Below are 18,822 nucleotides of genomic sequence, written 5' to 3' on the forward strand. Positions count from 1 at the left end.
TTAATTATTGAAAATTGTGGAGTTTGAGATGAGCGTGTAACATATGCATATTTACAACTATTTAAATAACATATTGCACTCATTATTCGATATTAATCTGAAAGGATTGTATAATGCTAAGCTATTAAGAAACTGACACTTACGCATATTGGCTAAAACATAATTGAAGGCATGGTCAATAGAATTAAAAGCGTTACAAGATGGGGGCTTCTGCTATTTATGATATTAGGTTGTAGCTCTACACCCCCATCCGAGAATATTATTAAGAAGCTTACTCTACCCGAAGATTTTTCAGTTGAGGTATATGCAGAAGATCTACCTGATGTCCGCCAGTTAGCCCGAGGAGATGATGGTACTATCTATGCCGGTAGTCGTAATGCAGGAAAGGTTTATGCTATCGCCGATAGAAATAATGACTTTAAAGCAGACAAAGTTTACGTCATTGCCGAAAATTTACGGTTGCCCAGTGGTATTGCATACCGTGAAGGGGACCTCTATATCGGTGCGGTCAGCAAAATACTGAAGTTAACCAATATTGATTCCCACCTTCAAGATCCACCTGAACCCAAGCTTATAACAGAGCAATATCCTACTGATGGTCATCACGGCTGGAAATTCATTGCTTTTGGACCTGACGGAAAACTGTATGTTCCCGTTGGCGCACCCTGCAATATCTGCAATCCTGATAAAGATATTTTTGCAACCATTACTCGCATCAATACTGATGGCACTAACCGTAAAATTATCGCTAAAGGGGTCCGTAACTCAGTAGGCTTTGATTGGCATCCTAAAACTGGCGAGCTTTGGTTTACCGATAACGGCCGTGATTGGATGGGAGATAATCGTCCTCCCTGTGAACTCAATCACCTAACTAAAAAGGGGCAGCATTTTGGTTATCCATATGTGCACGGAAATAACATTCAAGACCCGAAATTTGGGGATACTGCCAAGCACATAGACACTGAATTTAAAGCTCCGGCCCAAGAGCTGGGACCCCATGTTGCCCCCCTTGGAATGATCTTTTATACCGGAGATATGTTTCCTGATTCTTTTAAGAACCAAATATTAATAGCAGAGCATGGAAGTTGGAATAGAAGTAAAAAAATCGGTTATCGTATAACAAAGGTAAATTTAAAAAACGGGGAACCCACTTCCTACAAGCCCTTTATCAACGGTTGGTTACAAGAACAAGAAGCAGTATGGGGGCGCCCGGTTGATCTGCTACAGCTATCTGATGGATCTGTTTTAATTTCCGATGATCACAGCGGCACTATTTATCGCGTCACTTATAATTCATAATTAATGACCTTGTATGATCAATAAACGAAAAAGAAATGAATTTCGAGATGCTGGGCTGTTAATATTGCGTTTTGGGCTTGGCATCATGTTTATTATCCATGGCTATCCAAAAATGTTTGGCGGTCCCGAAATGTGGGCAGAGGTTGGCACTGCTGTCCAATATCTCGGGATTGATTTTGCCCCTATGTTTTTTGGATTCATGGCCGGAGTTACGGAATTTTTTGGAGGGATATTTTTAATAGCGGGGCTTTTTTTTACTCCCACTGCTTTTTTCTTACTAATTGTAATGCTCGTGGCAACAATTCAAGATTTGGGGGCAGGCGATTCTTTTTCCAGTTACTCGCATAGCATTGAAATGGCCATCGTTTTTCTGAGCCTGCTCCTAATTGATCCGGGAAAATATAGCCTGGACAAAAAGCTACAGGAAAAGCGTCGAAGGTCACGATATTAACTTCTAGTCGGAGATTCCAACTATGAAAGCAATGGTTTTACGTACTGTTGGAGAACCACTTGAACTGCAGAACCTGCCCAAGCCCGAAGCTAGCGAAGACCAGCTTTTGCTTCAAGTTAAAAGCTGTGGAATCTGTCGTACCGATCTGCATATCATAGATGGTGACCTCAGCAACCCTAAGCTACCACTCATATTAGGACATCAAGTGGTAGGTATCGTTAAAGAAGTTGGCTCCAGTACCACTGGCTTTTCGGTAGGGGATAAAGTGGGAGTACCGTGGCTTGGATACACCTGCGGCAGTTGTGAATTCTGTAAAAAAGGTCAAGAAAACCTCTGTAACAATGCCCTATTTACCGGTTATAATATAGATGGCGGTTTTGCGGAGTACGCCGTTGCCGATGCCCATTTCTGTTTCCCTATTCCCAAACAATATCCAACCTTGCAAGCAGCTCCCCTGCTTTGTGCAGGGCTTATCGGTTACCGATCACTTCGTAAAACAGCCAATGCCCAGACTATTGGTTTTTATGGATTTGGTTCAGCAGCACACATCCTAACACAAGTTGCATTGCATCAACAAAAAAATGTATATGCCTTTACCAAGCCCGGTGATACAGAAGGACAAAACTTCGCCCGTTCTTTAGGCGCTACATGGGCGGGCGGATCTGACACCATGCCTCCCCAAAAGCTGGATGCCGCTATTATTTTCGCTCCTGTAGGCCCGCTGGTTCCCAAAGCCCTTAATGCAATTAAAAAAGGGGGCAAGGTGGTATGTGCTGGTATTCACATGAGCGATATTCCCGGTTTTACCTATAGTGACCTTTGGGAAGAACGCTCCATAGAGTCAGTAGCCAACCTTACTCGTCAAGATGGTACTGATTTCATGGAACTAGCACCCAAAATTCCTATTAAGTCAAAAGTTACCAGCTACCCCCTGGAAGATGCCAATAAGGCTTTAAATGACCTTCGCGAAGGGAATTTTGAAGGCTCGGCAGTATTAAAAATCAATGAAGACTGACTAATATTCCAAAATATACTGACATCACGCAGTATTCTTTGTATATTTGGGGCCTCTGCAAAATATTTTTGAAACCTTTCTAAATGTACTCCTCCACATGCATGATATAGTTTTAATTCCCGGAGACGGAATTGGCCCTGAAATTACTAACTCAGTAACAACCATTTTTGATGAGGCCGGTGCCGACATCAACTGGATTGAACACATTGCCGGTCTTACCGCCCAAGAAGAGTTAGGTAACCCCTTGCCCGATGAAACCATTGCCGCGATCGAAAAACATCGTATCGCACTTAAAGGCCCCCTTACCACCCCAGTGGGTGCCGGGTTTCGTTCTGTGAATGTTGCTATGCGCAAAAAGTTTGAACTATACAGCAATATTCGTCCGGCTAAAACCTTACCTCATATTCACAGCCGGTTTGAAGATGTTAACTTGGTTATGTTTCGTGAAAACACTGAGGGACTTTACATCGGTAAAGAACAGTGGGTTGAACAAGACAGCCATGCCGAAAGCATTGCAGTTGTTACTCGTGAGGCCAGCGAAAAAGTAATACGTGCAGCATTTGAATACGCCAAAAATAAAGGGCGTAAAAAAGTTACGCTTGTTCACAAAGCAAACATCCTAAAATTCACCTGTGGCCTATTTATGGAAGTTGGTGAAGAAATTGCCCAAGATTATCCCGATATCGAGTATGAAGATCTGATTGTGGATAACATGGCAATGCAGATGGTTATGCGTCCCGAAGAGTTTGATGTGATTGTTACCACAAATCTCTTCGGTGATATTCTTTCCGACTTGGCTTCTGGTCTGGTTGGCGGGCTTGGGCTTACAGGCGCTGCTAATATCGGCGACGATGCCGCAATGTTTGAAGCCGTTCATGGCTCAGCACCTGACATCGCCGGTCAAAACAAAGCGAATCCTATTGCATTCTTGCTCTCAGGGTTAATGCTTCTAGAGCATATTGATGAAAACAAATTAGCTGATAGAATTAGACAGGCTGTTTACTATACTCTGGAAGATAAATCTGTCTGCACGCAAGACATTGGCGGCAGTGGAACTACCCAGAGCTTTACTGAGGCTGTTTGTAACAATCTCAAATAAACTATTTTTAAATAGGGTAGAGGTATTCGAATAGATACTTCTACCCTGTTAATTCTTTAAAGTCCACTTTCATTGTTTCGGTATCAACCAACGCTACGGTTGCCTCCCCTCCAAAACCGTGCACAGTACCCGGATTTATGGCGAGGGTATCGTTAACAATTTTAGCTTTTTTCTTATGGGTATGCCCTGAAACCACAATATCATAATTGCTACACACTTCAAGAGCAGTAGTAATTGGGTGATCAGTTCCATGATAAAGAGCTATACGTTCTCCTGATAACTCAAACTCCCCGAAGGTCCCCATGTGTTCAGCACCAATCTCCTTGAACTTTTCTAACAACAAATAATGGTCCCCATCATTATTACCAAAAACGCCTTTCAGCGGTAAGCCCTCAAAAGGCGGTATAGTAAAAGGACTGCAAAAATCTCCCGCATGCAGTACTAAGTCAACACTTTCATCCTTGAAAATAGTTACCGCCTGCTTAATATGTAGCACATGGTCATGTGAATCTGATAATAATCCTAGTAACATGTTATCTTATTTAGAACTTTATTTTTAAAAAAAATCAATTTAATTACCAAATATTTACGCAATACACAATAACATTGACATGCTTTATAAGCTTAACAAGCAACGTCACTTTATCAAGGTATTAAAAACGAATTAGTCCCTTATTTTTTTTAATAATTCTTCAGATTGGTCTCTATACTTATTATCTACCTCGGCATCACCTACTTTTTTCAAATAGCTTTTAGCTTCAATTACTTTATTTTGGCTGAAAAGTAACTTGCCGGCAAGATAACCTGAAACAGTATAAAAGGATCGCTTCGAAAAGTTGGGTAAGTTCGAACTTATAGCAAAAGCCTTTTTGTACGCTTCGACTGCCCGCTCCGGTTTATTTTTCTTTTCCAGAATTCGTCCTTTCCATGTCAACAGCTCTTCCTGCATCACTTTAAGATGTGAAAGTTTATTTCTTTTCCAACGATTCAAAATCTCTTCTATCGCCATAAAGGCCTTATTATAGCGATGCTGCTTATAGTAACTCTTAACCAATATTCGGGCGTAGTAGTTATTATTGGGATATTTGTTATAGAGCTCTTCAAATTTCCGAACAGCAATGTTATACCTTTTCTCATAATTGTAATTAATATTTCCCAAAAAATAGGTCGCCTCTCCCCGTGCAAATATAGCTTCTTCAGAAGCTTCTCCAATCAATTGCAGTCCTTTTTCTTTATTACCGGATGGCAAAGCCCAAGATATGGTCTTAACAATGGGATAAGCCTCTGGCAGATAAGCGGTGTAGTATAGCTTAAGCCCTTCTGCCAACTTCAAGTCTGCAAGGTTGGGCTGTTTTTCCTTAAGATATTGATGAGCACTCATTGCTTTGCGACCATATCGCATACTGGTCACCCAATTACTGCGATTGGCATTATGCCGAGCCAGATAGCCGTTACTAATAGTCCGAACTATCAGACCATCGGCATGTGAAGGGTATTTGTGAAGGAATCTTCCGGCTTGGTAGTCCACCTTTTTCATGATATTGACAAACCGCTCATCATGGGAAGTATCCTCCAAGTCAGAAAGCACCTTCCACCAGTATTCCATCCCTTCCAATAGCATCCAAATCGGGTGCTCAGGGTATTTGTCCCTCCATGAGGCAAGATGGGCATGCGCCCCGTCAAAGTTAAAGTTATATATTGAATCTACAGCTGCTTTAGCATCGGGATGAAATTCCGGGTCATTTATAAGTTCTGGTACCTGGGCTTGAACAGACCCTATTGCACTCATAAAAAGTACAATAAGAATAATAAATCGGTTCATTATTGCTTTTTCATTATTAACAAAACACTTGTTGAATTATTGCAGGTACTTTTGGAACCACTCAATAGCATAGTGTAATGCTTGCTTAAATGCCTCAGGAAAATCATCCGCATCAAATGGATGAGCGGTATTAAAGGTATGTCCCGAATTTTCTATAAGCTTGAGATCTTTGTGATCAGACGTGCAATTTCTATAGAGCTGTTCGGCATTATCATAAGAAACGGCCTCATCATCTTTTGAGTGAATAAAGAGCGCTGGTACTGTTAGCTCACGAGCCCGTTTTACTGCCATTAACCGATCGGCGTTCTCTTTAGCATCTTTATAAACCACATCTTTGACCGGCATAACCTGGCCGGTTCTACCATTCAGAATTTCCGTAACACCCTTATTGCTCCAGTCTGATATCATTTCATCACTCCAACGTGCATTGTAATCGGATACTGCCGACCATGTAACAACTGCTGCGACTTCAGCATATTCAGCAGCTGCTGCAACAGCTGTATGTCCACCGCGAGAATGCCCCAGCAATCCAATATTACCGGTATCAACACTAATTCCAGCAGGAAAAACCTGCTCATTTTGAATAGCAGATATCATTGATCGTACATCTTCGAGGTCTTGGCTCAGAGTTTCACGAGAAAAAAGATCTAATTGATCAAATTCCTTCATGTTCTCCCCTACACCGTTCAGCGAAAAGTTCATTGCTACCACTGCAAAACCGGCTTCACTTATTTTAGCACATGCTTCGGGAAATGCTCCCCAATCTTTAAACCCTTTAAACCCATGCAGAAAAATAACAACGGGCAAAGGTTCCTCCACACTTTTTGACGGTAGGTAAGAATCATAATAGATGGGGAGCCCTTCATTGGATGAAACAGAACCTGATTCTTTAGTGATCGCTGATGATTTCATTGCTCTCAATTACTGTTTACTTATTTTTTTATTTAAGATCTGCAACTATTGCAGATTCAATATCACTGCTAGTCAAAGTTGAGTGGATCGAGCTTTACCATCTTTCGGAGTGCATTAATCTCTTTCTTTCTCAGGTAGCGCCAACGGCTCATCTTCACATCCTTAAGGGTAAGTCCGGCATATTCAACTCGCTTCAATTTCGTGACTTCAGCACCAAAATACTCTACCATCCGGCGTACCAAGCGATTTCGGCCTTCAAAAATAGACATTACAAAACCATCTGGCGTTCGACTCAGCTTATGAGCTTCGGCCGGGCCATCTTCCAATTCAATACCATCCAGTAGTTTTTGAAGTTCATCGTCCTTTAAGCCTGGGAGTGTTTCAACCTCATACGTTTTACGTACCTGGTAACTAGGGTGCATCAGCCGGTTGGCCAGATCCCCGTCATTCGTTAACAGCAAAAGCCCCATAGTGTGGCGATCCAGCCGCCCCACAGGATATACGCGCTTGCCGGTAGCATCTTCAATCTTATCCATAACTGTATCACGTCCACGCGGATCATCAGTAGTTGTAATCGTATCCTTCGGCTTGTTGAGCAAGATATAAACAAACTTCTCGAGACTCAGTGTTTGTCCTTCAACAACCACCTTATCCGTTCTTCGCACTTTAACACCCATCTGGGTAACAACCTCCCCGTTTACCTCCACCTTACCCGCAGCAATATAGTCATCTGCCTTACGCCGTGATGTAAAACCGCAATGTGCGATATATTTATTTAAGCGAATTAATTCATCTTTATCATAATTTTGTTCAGCTTGGTGTAACGGCTCATTCTTGTTATTCGATGGCCTATTCTTCTTCCTTCGACTCATGATCTACCTGTTCTTCAGTATCATTAATTTCATCTTCTGATTCTTCTTCATTCTCATCGTTCTCATCCAGCAAAAGCTCTTCCGCAGTATACTCCTCTAAATTAGGAATTTCGACCTCATCTTCGTCGATATTATCCACAGCTTCAATAAGAGACATAGCCGTTTCAGCGGTATCCTCATCTTCCACCTTATCCTGGAGCTCCTTAAGTTCGAGTTGACGATCAAAAAGGAACTGACGGTGTTCCGCCATATCATCATCCTTAAGAATTTCTTCAATTTCTCGCGGCTTTGGTAACTCATCAATACTATTGATGCCAAAATGTTTTAAAAAATGTTTTGTTGTTCGATAAAGCAACGGTTTTCCGGGAGCATCAAGCCTACCAGATACTTCTACCAGCACTTTTTCCAGTAACTGTCGCAAAATATATCCAGAATCAACGCCACGAATATCATCAACTTCTGGCTTTGTTACCGGTTGTTTATAAGCCACAATAGCCAGAGTTTCAATAGCCGATTGTGAAAGCTTACGATATGCTTTTTCATGCTGAAAAATGCTCAACCACGGTTCATATCGTTTTTTAGTGGCAAAAGTATATCCCCCGCCTACATAATCAATCCTAAAAGCCAATCCATTTTCTTCGTAGCGCTGATTTAACTTATCTATAAATGGTTCGACAGCATCTGTTTCAAGTCCCAAATTTTCTTCACCTTTCGCAATAATTTCGCAAATTTTCTCCTCCGAAATTGGTTCTGGGCTGGCAAAAATAAGCGATTCAATCACTGATGATAGGCGGGTACCGTCAACAAATTGATAATCTTCCATAACCTTTTCTAATTGATGGGAATTCTATGCTTTAGCTAATAACCCGTTTCAAGCGCTTACTAAAATAACAAAAAAAGTTAACTCTCGTGCTCTTTGATAATAAAGAATCCATCGTTACCCTGACTCTGATACAAGGGCATCAGGATATATCCATCACACCGTGCGACAATTTTTCCATCTTTATCAGTGGCAAGCCGTTCACCTTTCTTAATCGGCTGAAAATTTTTATAGCCAGACCGCATCCGAAACTCGTCACCATTTTCAATAATATGCTGATAAACTAATTCGGTCTCTACCGGTAGATATTTAGTGTGTGAACGCATATGCTTTTCATATTTTTCAATCTGATCCACATATTGTTCTTCTATACAACCTACGGCCTGCAATAATAACATAAGCGAAGCTGTGGTATTATACTCGGTTAATTGGTGGGTATGCTGACCGCCTTCTAACCCAAAAGAGATATAGCCTTGTTTCTGATAATATCCCAGCGCAGTACCTAGTAAAGATTCTTCGATTCCAAAAACCATAGGCACGTGAAGATTGGATAACAACTTACGCTGCTTGGGATCAGAATTGGTAATCGTAAACATCCAACCGTCGGCCGAAAAGGTATGTATATCAGCCATTATTACCGGTCCGTTAGTCTTATCATCAATACCATCAAGTGCAGCCAATAATCGCTTCATCTCCACCCGTTCACTGGATTCCAGCTCCGCTTCAGGCGTTTCTTGGACTTCATTAACAATGGATGGAAACCAGATGCGATTCATATCTTCATCGATATAACGCACATTATGCTGCAAGGCACTAATATTAGCTCGCAGCCCCAGCAAACATCCATCAATGGGGGGGACTATGCCATCAAGAGTTCGAATTATATTCTTCACGGCCTCTACCCCGGCTGATTCGTTGCCGTGCATACCGGCTAAGATGACCACAGTAGGACCATCGGGATCACCTTCAACAGAACCAATGATTCGTTCATTAATATCTTCAGTTTTTACTTCTTCTGCGATACTATTGTTCATCAGAATTGTTGTTCGAATGTAGTACTTTAAGCAACCGCCCTGTAATTGCCATATAGTTCTGTTCTGTAATAATGCCAACTAGTCGATTATTTTTCACCACGGGGAGACAACCAATCTTTTGGGTTTCCATAATATCCATGGCTTCCATTATAGAAGCTTCGGGATGAATGGTAATAGGATTAGCAATCATAATATCCTCTACCGATTCAACAACCTCTTCATCATGATTTACCGATTTACTGTAAGCGTTGAATATCATCCGCATGGTAACGAGGCCCACAAGCTGTTTTTTATCATCCTCAACCGGAACATATCGTATACGCCGCCAATCCATCAAGTTTGCTGTAAATTCCAGGATATCATCCTTCTGAACGGTAAACAGATCCGTGGTCATAAACTCTTCAACAATCAAATTTGAAGGTTGCCAGTGTTCCAGATCCTCCATTCGTGCCCGTCCCCATTTATGAACCGGCTCTCCCTTCTTTTGATTTTTGATCATGGCCGTTGTCATAGCGGCCAAACTCTGTTCTTTCGACTGGTTTTCTTTCATGAGTAAAGCGTAGTTATTCAGCATCCAATACGAGGGCGTCTGGCCTGATTCCACGCGTTTCTCAATGGTTTCAAGATAGCCAGTAATGTCGTCATCATCAATATCCGCTTTTTCCAAACCTTCACGAGCAATAGGCAATAACTCTTCGGTAATGAGATCAACAGCATTGATACGTTTATCATCGAACCAGCGAAACTTGGTATCAAGCCCAAGCTTGGAAGCTGCTACAAAATTCATTCGAGCATCATCGAAATCCATCTTCCCAGAAACATCTGGATAATAATCTTCCATTTTGTTCATCAACCCCAGCCAAAAGGCTGAATTTGCAATTTCATCGGTTACCGTAGGTCCCGAGGGAAATACCCTATTCTCAATACGTAAGTGGGCCTTACCATCAATCACACCATAACAAGGACGATTCCAACGATAAACAGTCCCATTATGGACCTGTAGAGCTTTAAGAGCAGGAGGAGTTCCTTCATCAAGCATCTGTCCCACATCTTCTGTAACCTCAGAACTGAGCATGACCCGGTAACGCGCAGTATCTTCCTGAAATATTTCGAGGATACTCTCCTCAACCCATTCATTGCCGAATGTAACCCTTGGACTACTCTCTCTGAGGTGATCTCCTACGGTTCTTGTATCTACAGACTGTTGAAACAGTGCAATACGCGTTTCATTCCAAAGCCGTTTGCCAAAAAGAATTGGGGAGCCCACGGTACTTGCCAGTACCGGAGCTGTAATAAGTTGAGCTATATTATACTTTGTGACGAACTCCTCTGGAGCTACCTGCAGATGAACCTGGAAAGCGGTATTGCAGGCCTCTAACAAGGGCGAATCAAACTTCATTAACAGCTCATCCATACCCTGTATTCGAAGGTCAAAATCCTCACTCCGCAACGACATTATAGCCTCCGAAAGTGCCCGATATCGTTGAAGGGGAGTCATATTTTTCAAGTCGACATCCATCTTGCGAATAGTCGGCAAAATACCGGTGAGCAAAATTTCTCCCCCCAGTGCTTCAGTAACCTCCCGTGCCTGATCCACCTTCTTTTGCAGGTTTTCCTCCATACGGGACAAGCACCCCCCTTTAAACTTCAGAGGCTTAAGGTTGATCTCTAAATTAAACTTTGCAAATTCAGTGGTAAAGTCACCTGCATCATCAGCACTTAGCTTTTCCATAATCTCCATAGAACGAGGCCATGCCTTTGCCTGTTGATCTACAAGGCAAAGTTCCTGTTCGGCCCCAATTCTGATTGGATCTGTCTCAAACCAACTACCTTCCTCCAGCATCCGATCCAGTGCTCGCAAATCTTTGAGCACATATTTCATAAAACGCTGTACTTCTTCCTGACTGTCGGCTAACTTTACTCGTGATTCGCCCATAAGTATCTGGTTAAGTTACTGATACCATAAGTTTATGCTTGTAATAATCGAATTTATTATACAGAATGCAAGTCTATAACATTCCAAATCTTTTTACTCTAAGGCATCAACATTTACATTAATTCGCACTGAACTTGCCCCTTTGGGTTTTTGCTTGTCATAGTGTTCAAAAGTTGCATCAATAAGTCGTTCTATAGCCGTAGCTCCATTATCCGGTGAAATCTTAATAAAGGTTTCCCACCTGTAGTAGTTTTGCATTCTCGCTATTGCTGCGGGAGAAGGCCCCAGCAGGGACTCTGATTTCCCTATTATTTTAATTAAACTTTCTGTAAACGCTTCGGCAACTTTCTGTACCATCCACTCTTTTTTCCCTTTAAAAGCAAATCGCACAATCCTTGAATAAGGCGGGTACTGCAACATCTTTCGATAACCCAGTTCTTTGCGGGCGAAAGATTTAAAATCATGTTTTTGTGCAGCTTGTATCGCTGCATGATCGGGCTGCCAGGTTTGAAAAAATACCTTTCCGGATTTTCCCGCACGCCCCGAACGTCCTGCCACCTGGCTTAACAACTGATACATTCGTTCACTCGAGCGAAAGGAAGGAAAGGCTAATTCGGTATCAGCATCAATAACCCCTACCACGGTTACATCCGGGAAGTCCAGCCCCTTGCCCACTATCTGAGTTCCAACTAATATATCTGCCTGTTTGCGACCAAAAGCTTTCAAAATATTCGAATGCGCATCTTTAGCCGAAGTAGTATCAAAATCCATACGCAATGTTTCTGCTTTAGGGAACAGGCTGGCTACCTGCTCTTCGAGCTGTTGCGTACCACTACCCTGTGGGGCTACCGATTTATTGCCACACTGTCTACAGTGTCGGGGCTGGTGCTGTGAATACCCACAATAGTGGCACCTAAGTTGTTTCTTGGATTTATGAAAAGTGAGACTCACCGAACAGTTGGGACACTTCGGAATATCACCACAACTTTCACACTGGATATATGATGAAAAACCTCTTCTGTTGTACAAAAATATTGCTTGCTCTCCCCGTCCTACTGCTTCTTTGGTAGCTTCATATAACGGAATAGCAATGGGCCCTTTCATTGCCGACCGATACTGTTTTAAGTCTAATACTTCAACATCGGGCATTGTAGCTTCAAACGGACGCTCGCTTAGTGTTAGGAGTTTGCTTTTGTCTTTTTTTGCACCATGTAAGGAAACCATACTTGGAGTTGCTGACCCCATAACTGCTACTGCACCATTGATATGAGCACGCATTATTGCTACATCCCTGCCATGATAACGCGGGGCAGGATCTACCTGTTTATAAGAAGAGTCATGTTCCTCATCTATAATAATAATCCCCAAATTCTGCACCGGGGCAAAAACTGCAGAACGTGCCCCTATTGCTATGCGCTTTTCTCCTTTTTGCAAAGCTCTCCAAGCATCATAACGCTCACGATTGGTTAACCGGCTGTGGAGCACCGCAATATCATCCCCAAAAATAGTATAAAACCGCTTTACAATCTGTGGGGTAAGCCCGATTTCGGGAACCAATACCAAGCCGCCCTTTCCTTGCTCTAAAGCCTTTTTAAGCGCATGAATATAAACTTCTGTTTTTCCACTTCCTGTCACCCCAAAGAGCAAAAAGCTGGCAAACTTATCCGCCACTAGTGACTCGTTTATCTCTTCAAATGCTGCAAGTTGTTCCTCATTCAGCTTATTTAACTGACTTGGATCGTGATCCAGCTTTAAACTAACATTATTCGCTTCTACTTCTTCTGCAGCAATTAATCCCTCTTTAGCAATACGTTGCAAGGTATAGTGCTCCAACAGATCATAATTAGTAAGTTCCTTTTGAAACTCAGGTAAGCCAAGCTCAGTTAACAGCTCAAGGGCTTGTATCCATTTATGGAATTTATCCGCTTCTTTATACTCTTCAATAAATTCATCAATCTTTTTAGGCGAGAATTTATCGGTCCAGTCCCATAATTTATCTGTGCTGGGACTCATCTTCGTCACCGGTTCTTCTCGTATTTCTAACAGCTTTTGACCCACCAACTTTTTAATAGTTTCATCTCCCCATCGTTTTTGTGCTTCTTTTAATTGGTAAGAGTTTTGGGCTGTTATTTCTTCTATAATCTCTTTTTGTTGCTCATCCAGATAACTGGGGATATCGCTACAAGTAACTTTTAAATACTCCTCAGCATAAAAATTGAGCCCTAACGGAAGGGCAGCCTGGATAGTTTCGCCCCACCCGCAATAATAGAAACGATAGATCCAGCGTGTTAACCTAAGCATTTCCTGGGATAGTACAGGCCTTTCATCCAGTACCTGCTGAACCTCCCGAGTATTAAACTCCGGCTTTTCATTATGGATTTTAACAATCATGCCGATTGCCTTATGCTTTTGCAGGGGTACCCATACCCTTTTACCAACTTGTGCCTTTTCATCAAGAGATGCAGGCAAACTATAGGTAAAAGACTGTCTTACAGCCGTAGGAAAAACGATATCAGCGTATGTTGGCAATTGTTTCAAGACTCATTAATAATTGCAGGGCATCATATTCAATTTATTGTCCCGAATCAATCATAAATAAAGCTTACTCTTTTAGTAGCAAAAATAAAAAAAGCCCCTTCCCGAGGAAGGGGCTTAGTAGTAAATACTACTTATAAACCACTTAGTTTACATCCCACCAGAGCTTTGTATCTAAACCATCTGATCCCTGTGCTTTAACTGCCGCTTTATAATTTTCGGTGTTAAGCTCAGATTCAGATGTTGGATATGCTTGGCGTACGGGGATTTCGCCACTATCATTAACTGCATCAGGTGCAGGATCTAATGCTGGATAATCCAATCGCCGCCACTCAGCCCAAGCCTCATAACCTAGAGGAAATAAAGCGATCCATTTTTGAAAACCAATACGTTGTTTCCATTGGCCAGGATCATAAGCAATATCTGATTTTGATAAATAGTTATTGAAGTCTTGATTTTCGTAAACGCCCCATTGCTTCCAAGAAGCTTCAATACCTGCTTCATAATGACCTTGAGCTGTTCCTGGTACGTTCCATCCTCGCTCCTTTGCTTCAGCGAGTGCAAAATGAACTTCGGCCATTGTAAGAATTGGCAGCTCTGCATCTTGCTGAAGGATTTGGTTACCGGGCAAAGAACGACTGGTATTGCCAATTTCAGCGGCGCTACTTTGTGATAGCCCATAAGGGAAGCCTTCAATGTCATCCAATCCATGAGAACCATCTCCTTGTAACGGGCCAGAGTTGGCAGAATCTGCAGCATACACGGTTAAACGCATATCCTCATAATTCTTCATTGTATCAGCAATTGTCTTGGAAATAGCATAGTCAATTCGTGTTTCGTAACGATCATACCAAGGGTTTTCATTATCATTGTTGCTTCCATACGGAAACATAACACTTTCCTGGATGATACCATCATTGTATGCATCTTCAAATGCTTGTTGGGCATCCTGTCCATTTTTATCAGCCATTCTAAGGGCAATTCTCATTCGAAGAGTATTGGCAAATGCTTCCCAACGGCCCATGTCTCCACCAAAAATAAAATCTCCAGTAGGGCCAGGCTCTCCATTCATTTGAGCAACGGCTTCAGAAAGCTCTTTCAACAAACCCTGATAAATTGATTTCATGGAATCATATTTCGGAGTTACGTTCCCCTGCCCCTTAAGAGCTTCCGAATATGGAACCCTCCCCCAACGATCAGTAATTGTGTGAAAGAAATAGGCTTTTAAAATACGAGCCACAGCCAATTGATTTTGGGTGCCTCCTCCGGCTATTACATTGCTATTATTTGCTGTATCCTCATTATTGTTTAGTTCTATGATTGTTTGCAAATTAGTCAATGGACCAGTCTGCCCATTATTGTTGGTATTTGCATACCATCCACTAAAGTCAAAGTTAATTGTTGTATAAACAGACGAGTCTGTATAATAAACTTCAGAAAAATATTGTGAATACAGTGTTCCCGTAACAGCACCGACATAACTGCCAATCGTTCGCTGTGCATCCGTCATTAGCAAATCAGTACGTGGTTCTGCAGGATTATTGGGGTCATTATTTAAGTCCCCGAAATCACTGCATCCGACCATCCATAAGGTCAAAAAAAGTGTTCCAATTAATTTTCTCATAACGAAAATATTTAATTTTTGTTCAAAAAATTTCATGAATTAAATCCCTCTCTACAGTCCGACATTTACGGTGAAGCCAATAGATCGTGCTCCGGGTAAAGAACCTCCTTCCCACCATCCACCAAAATCATTTCCACTTTCCTGAATAATGGAAGCATCGACATCATTAACAGAGGCCCAAATAATCAATGGATTCTGTGCATGTACAGAGATATTAACACTTTCAATAGGTAATGATTCTAACGTACTGCCAGACAAACTATATCCTAAGCTAACAGACTTTAACTTGATATAACTTGCATCGTAGAGATAAGCTTCCTGGTTGATGAATTCTGTATAGTAGAAGTCCCGTGTATAAGCCATGTATTGTACAGGGTCACCGTTCTCATCTACCCCCTCAACCAAGATACCACCTGAATCATCACCTGCTTGATCCAATGGAATTGCTGAAAGAGGGTCTCCATTTCCATCTACCGGTACATTGCCATTTTTATCTCTTAACTGATTTCGCAATGGATTGCCCAAGGTATTTGTACCAGCAGTTGCCGCACCAAGACCAGCATAATTATTGAACATTTTGGACATAGAATAGAACTGACCTCCTTTTTGGAATTCAATAAAAGCACCGAGTGACCAGTTCTTATATTTAAAGTCAGCTCGGAAACCACCATTCCAATCGGGTAGAATAGTACCGTGATCTACATTAGTAGCGGTTTTATATCCGCCAGTCTTGGGATTAAAAATGGGCTCCCCGTTTTTATGACGTTTATAACCATTACTTACAATTTTACCCCAAGTTTCCCCTTCCCGAGCGTAAAGTTGAGAAATGAACCTGGCATTATCCAATAAGCGGCTATTAATTTGGGGAGCCAATTCGACAACCTCATTTTTGAGGAGCTTCCCCCAATTAAAAGTAGTATTGAGAGTAAAGTTCTCCTTTTCAATAGGTGTACCACCAAATTGGACTTCGACTCCATTTTTAACGAACTCACCAGCATTAACTAGCAACTGATCGTAACCACTTGTTGCCGAAAGCTGAAGGTTAAGAATTTCATTCTCACTAACAGACTGATACCAAGTACCATCTAATCTTAGCCGCCCCTCCAAAAACCGCAAGTCAGTACCGAGCTCATAGTCGGTAGAAATAGCTGCTTCTAAATTAGGGTTGGACCTTGTCTGTGGTACCCTCATCGCCGGATAACTTCCCCGTGGTGGCTGAACATTATAGTTCCCTGACACTTGATATGGATCAAGATCATTACCCACTTGTGCCATGGATGCACGAATTTTACCGTAAGTTAACCAATCTATATTATCAAATAGTGACAGCTCTGTAAAAACAAAACTACCTGAGAAACCATAATATAAATACGAATTATTATCTTCGGGCAGAGCGGATGACCAGTCATTACGCAATGTAATATCAGCATATAACATATCTTTCCAGCCAATATTTACTGTCCCATATACACTGCGAACTTCTTTTTCTTGTGTTTCATTTGCAGTTGATGGCCTGTCTGCAGAAGCATCAATATTGTACAGACCGGGAACAGTCAGCCCTCCCTGTGTTGATTGACGTACAAACTTGTACTTCTGCTGTCTTAGATTTGCTCCAACGAAACCTTCGACAGAAAAATCTGCAAAGTCCTTAGAGTACTGTAATGAACCTTCATAGTTCATTTCTCTACGACTTCTTTGCTGTACGCTATACCAATCCGTATTCAAACCACCTGAAGCGATACGATCCTCTACATTAAAACCATATACATCGGCATGTACTCGAGCAGTAGCCTGCAAGTTTTTTGTGATATTGTAATTCAATGTATAGTTACCATATACCCTATTTCGATCTTCAAAAGGAACATTTTCATGTGTAGTAAAATAAGGTGAGTTCCAATATTGAGGAGTCAAGTTTTCTGCAGTTGGATCAATGATATTCCAAGTTGCAATAGAACCATCTTCGAGACGATAGTTTTTCAACTCATCCATACCTAATTGACGCTGGAACCACTGATTAAACATTTGATTTACATTACCTGTCAGTGGAGAATAAGATTGAGAAGCACGCCCTCTGGATTCCGTTTTTATATAGTTGAATGATACACGGGACTCAAAGCTATTACCGTGTTTTAATGATCCCTTAAAATTTAAAAACGTCTTGTCCAACTTGGAGTTAGGCATTACTCCAGTTTTATTGAGGTCCTTAACTGATACACGATATGTCCCATTCTTAGAACCCCCACTAATTGCTAAGCTGTTTGATACTTTCACTCCGGTATCATAAAAATTTCTGACATTATCCGGATTAGGATCAAGAGTAGTAGTAGTACCATAATCATCCTTCCCATCACCAGTAAAATCACCGTGATACCAAGAATACCATGGTCGATATTTTTGTCCTTCCATAGGAGGCCCCCAACTTTCATCAGCTTCATATTCCAGTCCTGGAACTGAATTACCTGTTTCAGGATCAGTATAATTCACAAGCTCGCCACTGTAACCCCCTGCGTATTTATTTTGATAGTCGGGCAACTTATAAACCTTAGAAATAACAGTTGAATTCGTAAATTCAATATCCGCCGATTGTCCTGCCTGGCCAGACTTTGTTTCTATAACAATAACTCCATCAGCAGCACGATTCCCATATAGGGCAGAAGCTGATGCTCCCTTTAATACAGAAATAGACTCAACATCACCTATATTCAAGTCTTGTGCTAGGTTACCGAAGTCACGATTATTAATGTTAAAACTTCTATTACTAATAGGTGTACCATCCACAACAAATAGTGGATTGCTTGCAGAGAGACCTGACTCACCACGAATACGAATTTTTTCTGATCCCCCTAACGATGCACCGGGAGATCCGATAACTTGCACGCCGGATATTTTTCCAGAAAGAGATCCAACAAGGTTTTCCTCACTAGCCATCGTCAAATTTTCACCGCTCACCTCTTGAACAGAATAACTGACAGATCGCTCTTCCCGGGCAAGTCCAAAAGCTGTTACAACAACATCATCCAACTGCATCTGTTTTGATGCTAATTGAATTTCTAGTTTTGTATTAGCTTGATCTATTTCTACTTGCTGTTCATTAGTTTCGTAACCGATAAAACTAACACGAATAGTATAAGTGCCATATTCAATATTAGATATTTCAAACTCACCTTGGGCGTTAGTGGGTGAACCCCGTTGTAACTCAGGCAAAAATACATTTACCCCTGGTAAAGTTTCTCCCGAACTTGCGTCAATAACAGTCCCACTTATACTAGCAGTCTGCGCAAACGCAGATCCGATAGCCAAAAGACATGCTATTGCCGTAAAAAGTAACTTTCTAAGCATAGATAACCTCATGTTGATTAGCTTTTTTTGTTGTAGTATTACTGTTGTTTAAAGAACCCCAATA

At 41.5% G+C, this 18,822-nt stretch carries 14 protein-coding genes; 4 read left to right on the forward strand and 10 right to left on the reverse strand.

The features are described 5' to 3' along the window. Positions 1 to 171 precede the first annotated feature (171 nt). The 4 genes from FCN14_RS13540 (at position 172) to FCN14_RS13555 (ending at position 3,864) form a co-directional block, all read left to right on the forward strand. Positions 172 to 1,299 (forward strand): PQQ-dependent sugar dehydrogenase, encoded by a 1,128-nt coding sequence (locus FCN14_RS13540; RefSeq protein WP_138431828.1) that lies wholly within the window; start codon positions 172 to 174, stop codon positions 1,297 to 1,299. Between the two features lie 13 nt (positions 1,300 to 1,312). Continuing rightward, a complete protein-coding gene (locus FCN14_RS13545) occupies positions 1,313 to 1,750 on the forward strand; it encodes a DoxX family protein (protein WP_138431829.1) in 438 nt (145 codons plus the stop codon). A gap of 22 nt (positions 1,751 to 1,772) precedes the next feature. Further along, positions 1,773 to 2,765, forward strand: coding sequence for a zinc-dependent alcohol dehydrogenase family protein (locus FCN14_RS13550; protein ID WP_138431830.1), 993 nt, complete (start codon positions 1,773 to 1,775; stop codon positions 2,763 to 2,765). Between the two features lie 97 nt (positions 2,766 to 2,862). Beyond that, positions 2,863 to 3,864, forward strand: coding sequence for an isocitrate/isopropylmalate dehydrogenase family protein (locus FCN14_RS13555; protein WP_138431831.1), 1,002 nt, complete (start codon positions 2,863 to 2,865; stop codon positions 3,862 to 3,864). Positions 3,865 to 3,904: 40 nt separating this feature from the next. Here the strand turns inward: FCN14_RS13555 and FCN14_RS13560 are convergent, their stop codons facing one another. The 10 genes from FCN14_RS13560 to FCN14_RS13605 all read right to left on the reverse strand — a co-directional run bounded on the left by FCN14_RS13560 (position 3,905) and on the right by FCN14_RS13605 (position 18,758). Further along, complete coding sequence (locus FCN14_RS13560; protein WP_138431832.1) at positions 3,905 to 4,396, reverse strand: metallophosphoesterase; 492 nt, start codon at positions 4,394 to 4,396, stop codon at positions 3,905 to 3,907. A gap of 132 nt (positions 4,397 to 4,528) precedes the next feature. Then, the gene (locus FCN14_RS13565; protein WP_138431833.1) at positions 4,529 to 5,686 is read right to left on the reverse strand and encodes a tetratricopeptide repeat protein; all 1,158 of its coding nucleotides are present in this window, start codon (positions 5,684 to 5,686) and stop codon (positions 4,529 to 4,531) included. 36 nt (positions 5,687 to 5,722) lie between these two features. Next, the gene (locus tag FCN14_RS13570) at positions 5,723 to 6,598 is read right to left on the reverse strand and encodes an alpha/beta hydrolase family protein (protein WP_138431834.1); all 876 of its coding nucleotides are present in this window, start codon (positions 6,596 to 6,598) and stop codon (positions 5,723 to 5,725) included. Between the two features lie 68 nt (positions 6,599 to 6,666). Continuing rightward, positions 6,667 to 7,470, reverse strand: coding sequence for a pseudouridine synthase (locus tag FCN14_RS13575; protein ID WP_138431835.1), 804 nt, complete (start codon positions 7,468 to 7,470; stop codon positions 6,667 to 6,669). Further along, positions 7,448 to 8,293: an SMC-Scp complex subunit ScpB gene (gene scpB, locus FCN14_RS13580; protein ID WP_138431836.1), complete on the reverse strand. Its 846-nt coding sequence runs from the start codon at positions 8,291 to 8,293 to the stop codon at positions 7,448 to 7,450. Before scpB ends, FCN14_RS13575 begins: the two co-directional genes overlap by 23 nt. A gap of 77 nt (positions 8,294 to 8,370) precedes the next feature. Continuing rightward, positions 8,371 to 9,324 (reverse strand): succinylglutamate desuccinylase/aspartoacylase domain-containing protein, encoded by a 954-nt coding sequence (locus FCN14_RS13585; RefSeq protein ID WP_138431837.1) that lies wholly within the window; start codon positions 9,322 to 9,324, stop codon positions 8,371 to 8,373. Continuing rightward, positions 9,314 to 11,260: a CBS domain-containing protein gene (locus tag FCN14_RS13590; RefSeq protein ID WP_138431838.1), complete on the reverse strand. Its 1,947-nt coding sequence runs from the start codon at positions 11,258 to 11,260 to the stop codon at positions 9,314 to 9,316. The genes FCN14_RS13585 and FCN14_RS13590 overlap by 11 nt, the downstream gene beginning before the upstream one ends. A gap of 93 nt (positions 11,261 to 11,353) precedes the next feature. Continuing rightward, positions 11,354 to 13,789, reverse strand: coding sequence for a replication restart helicase PriA (priA, locus tag FCN14_RS13595; protein ID WP_138431839.1), 2,436 nt, complete (start codon positions 13,787 to 13,789; stop codon positions 11,354 to 11,356). A 151-nt stretch (positions 13,790 to 13,940) separates the two neighbouring features. Continuing rightward, positions 13,941 to 15,419, reverse strand: coding sequence for a SusD/RagB family nutrient-binding outer membrane lipoprotein (locus FCN14_RS13600; RefSeq protein WP_171032939.1), 1,479 nt, complete (start codon positions 15,417 to 15,419; stop codon positions 13,941 to 13,943). A 51-nt stretch (positions 15,420 to 15,470) separates the two neighbouring features. Beyond that, a complete protein-coding gene (locus FCN14_RS13605; protein ID WP_171032940.1) occupies positions 15,471 to 18,758 on the reverse strand; it encodes a SusC/RagA family TonB-linked outer membrane protein in 3,288 nt (1,095 codons plus the stop codon). Positions 18,759 to 18,822 lie beyond the last annotated feature (64 nt).

It is taken from the genome of Fodinibius saliphilus, assembly GCF_005869845.1.
Classification (GTDB): Bacteria; Bacteroidota; Rhodothermia; order Balneolales; family Balneolaceae; genus Fodinibius; species Fodinibius saliphilus.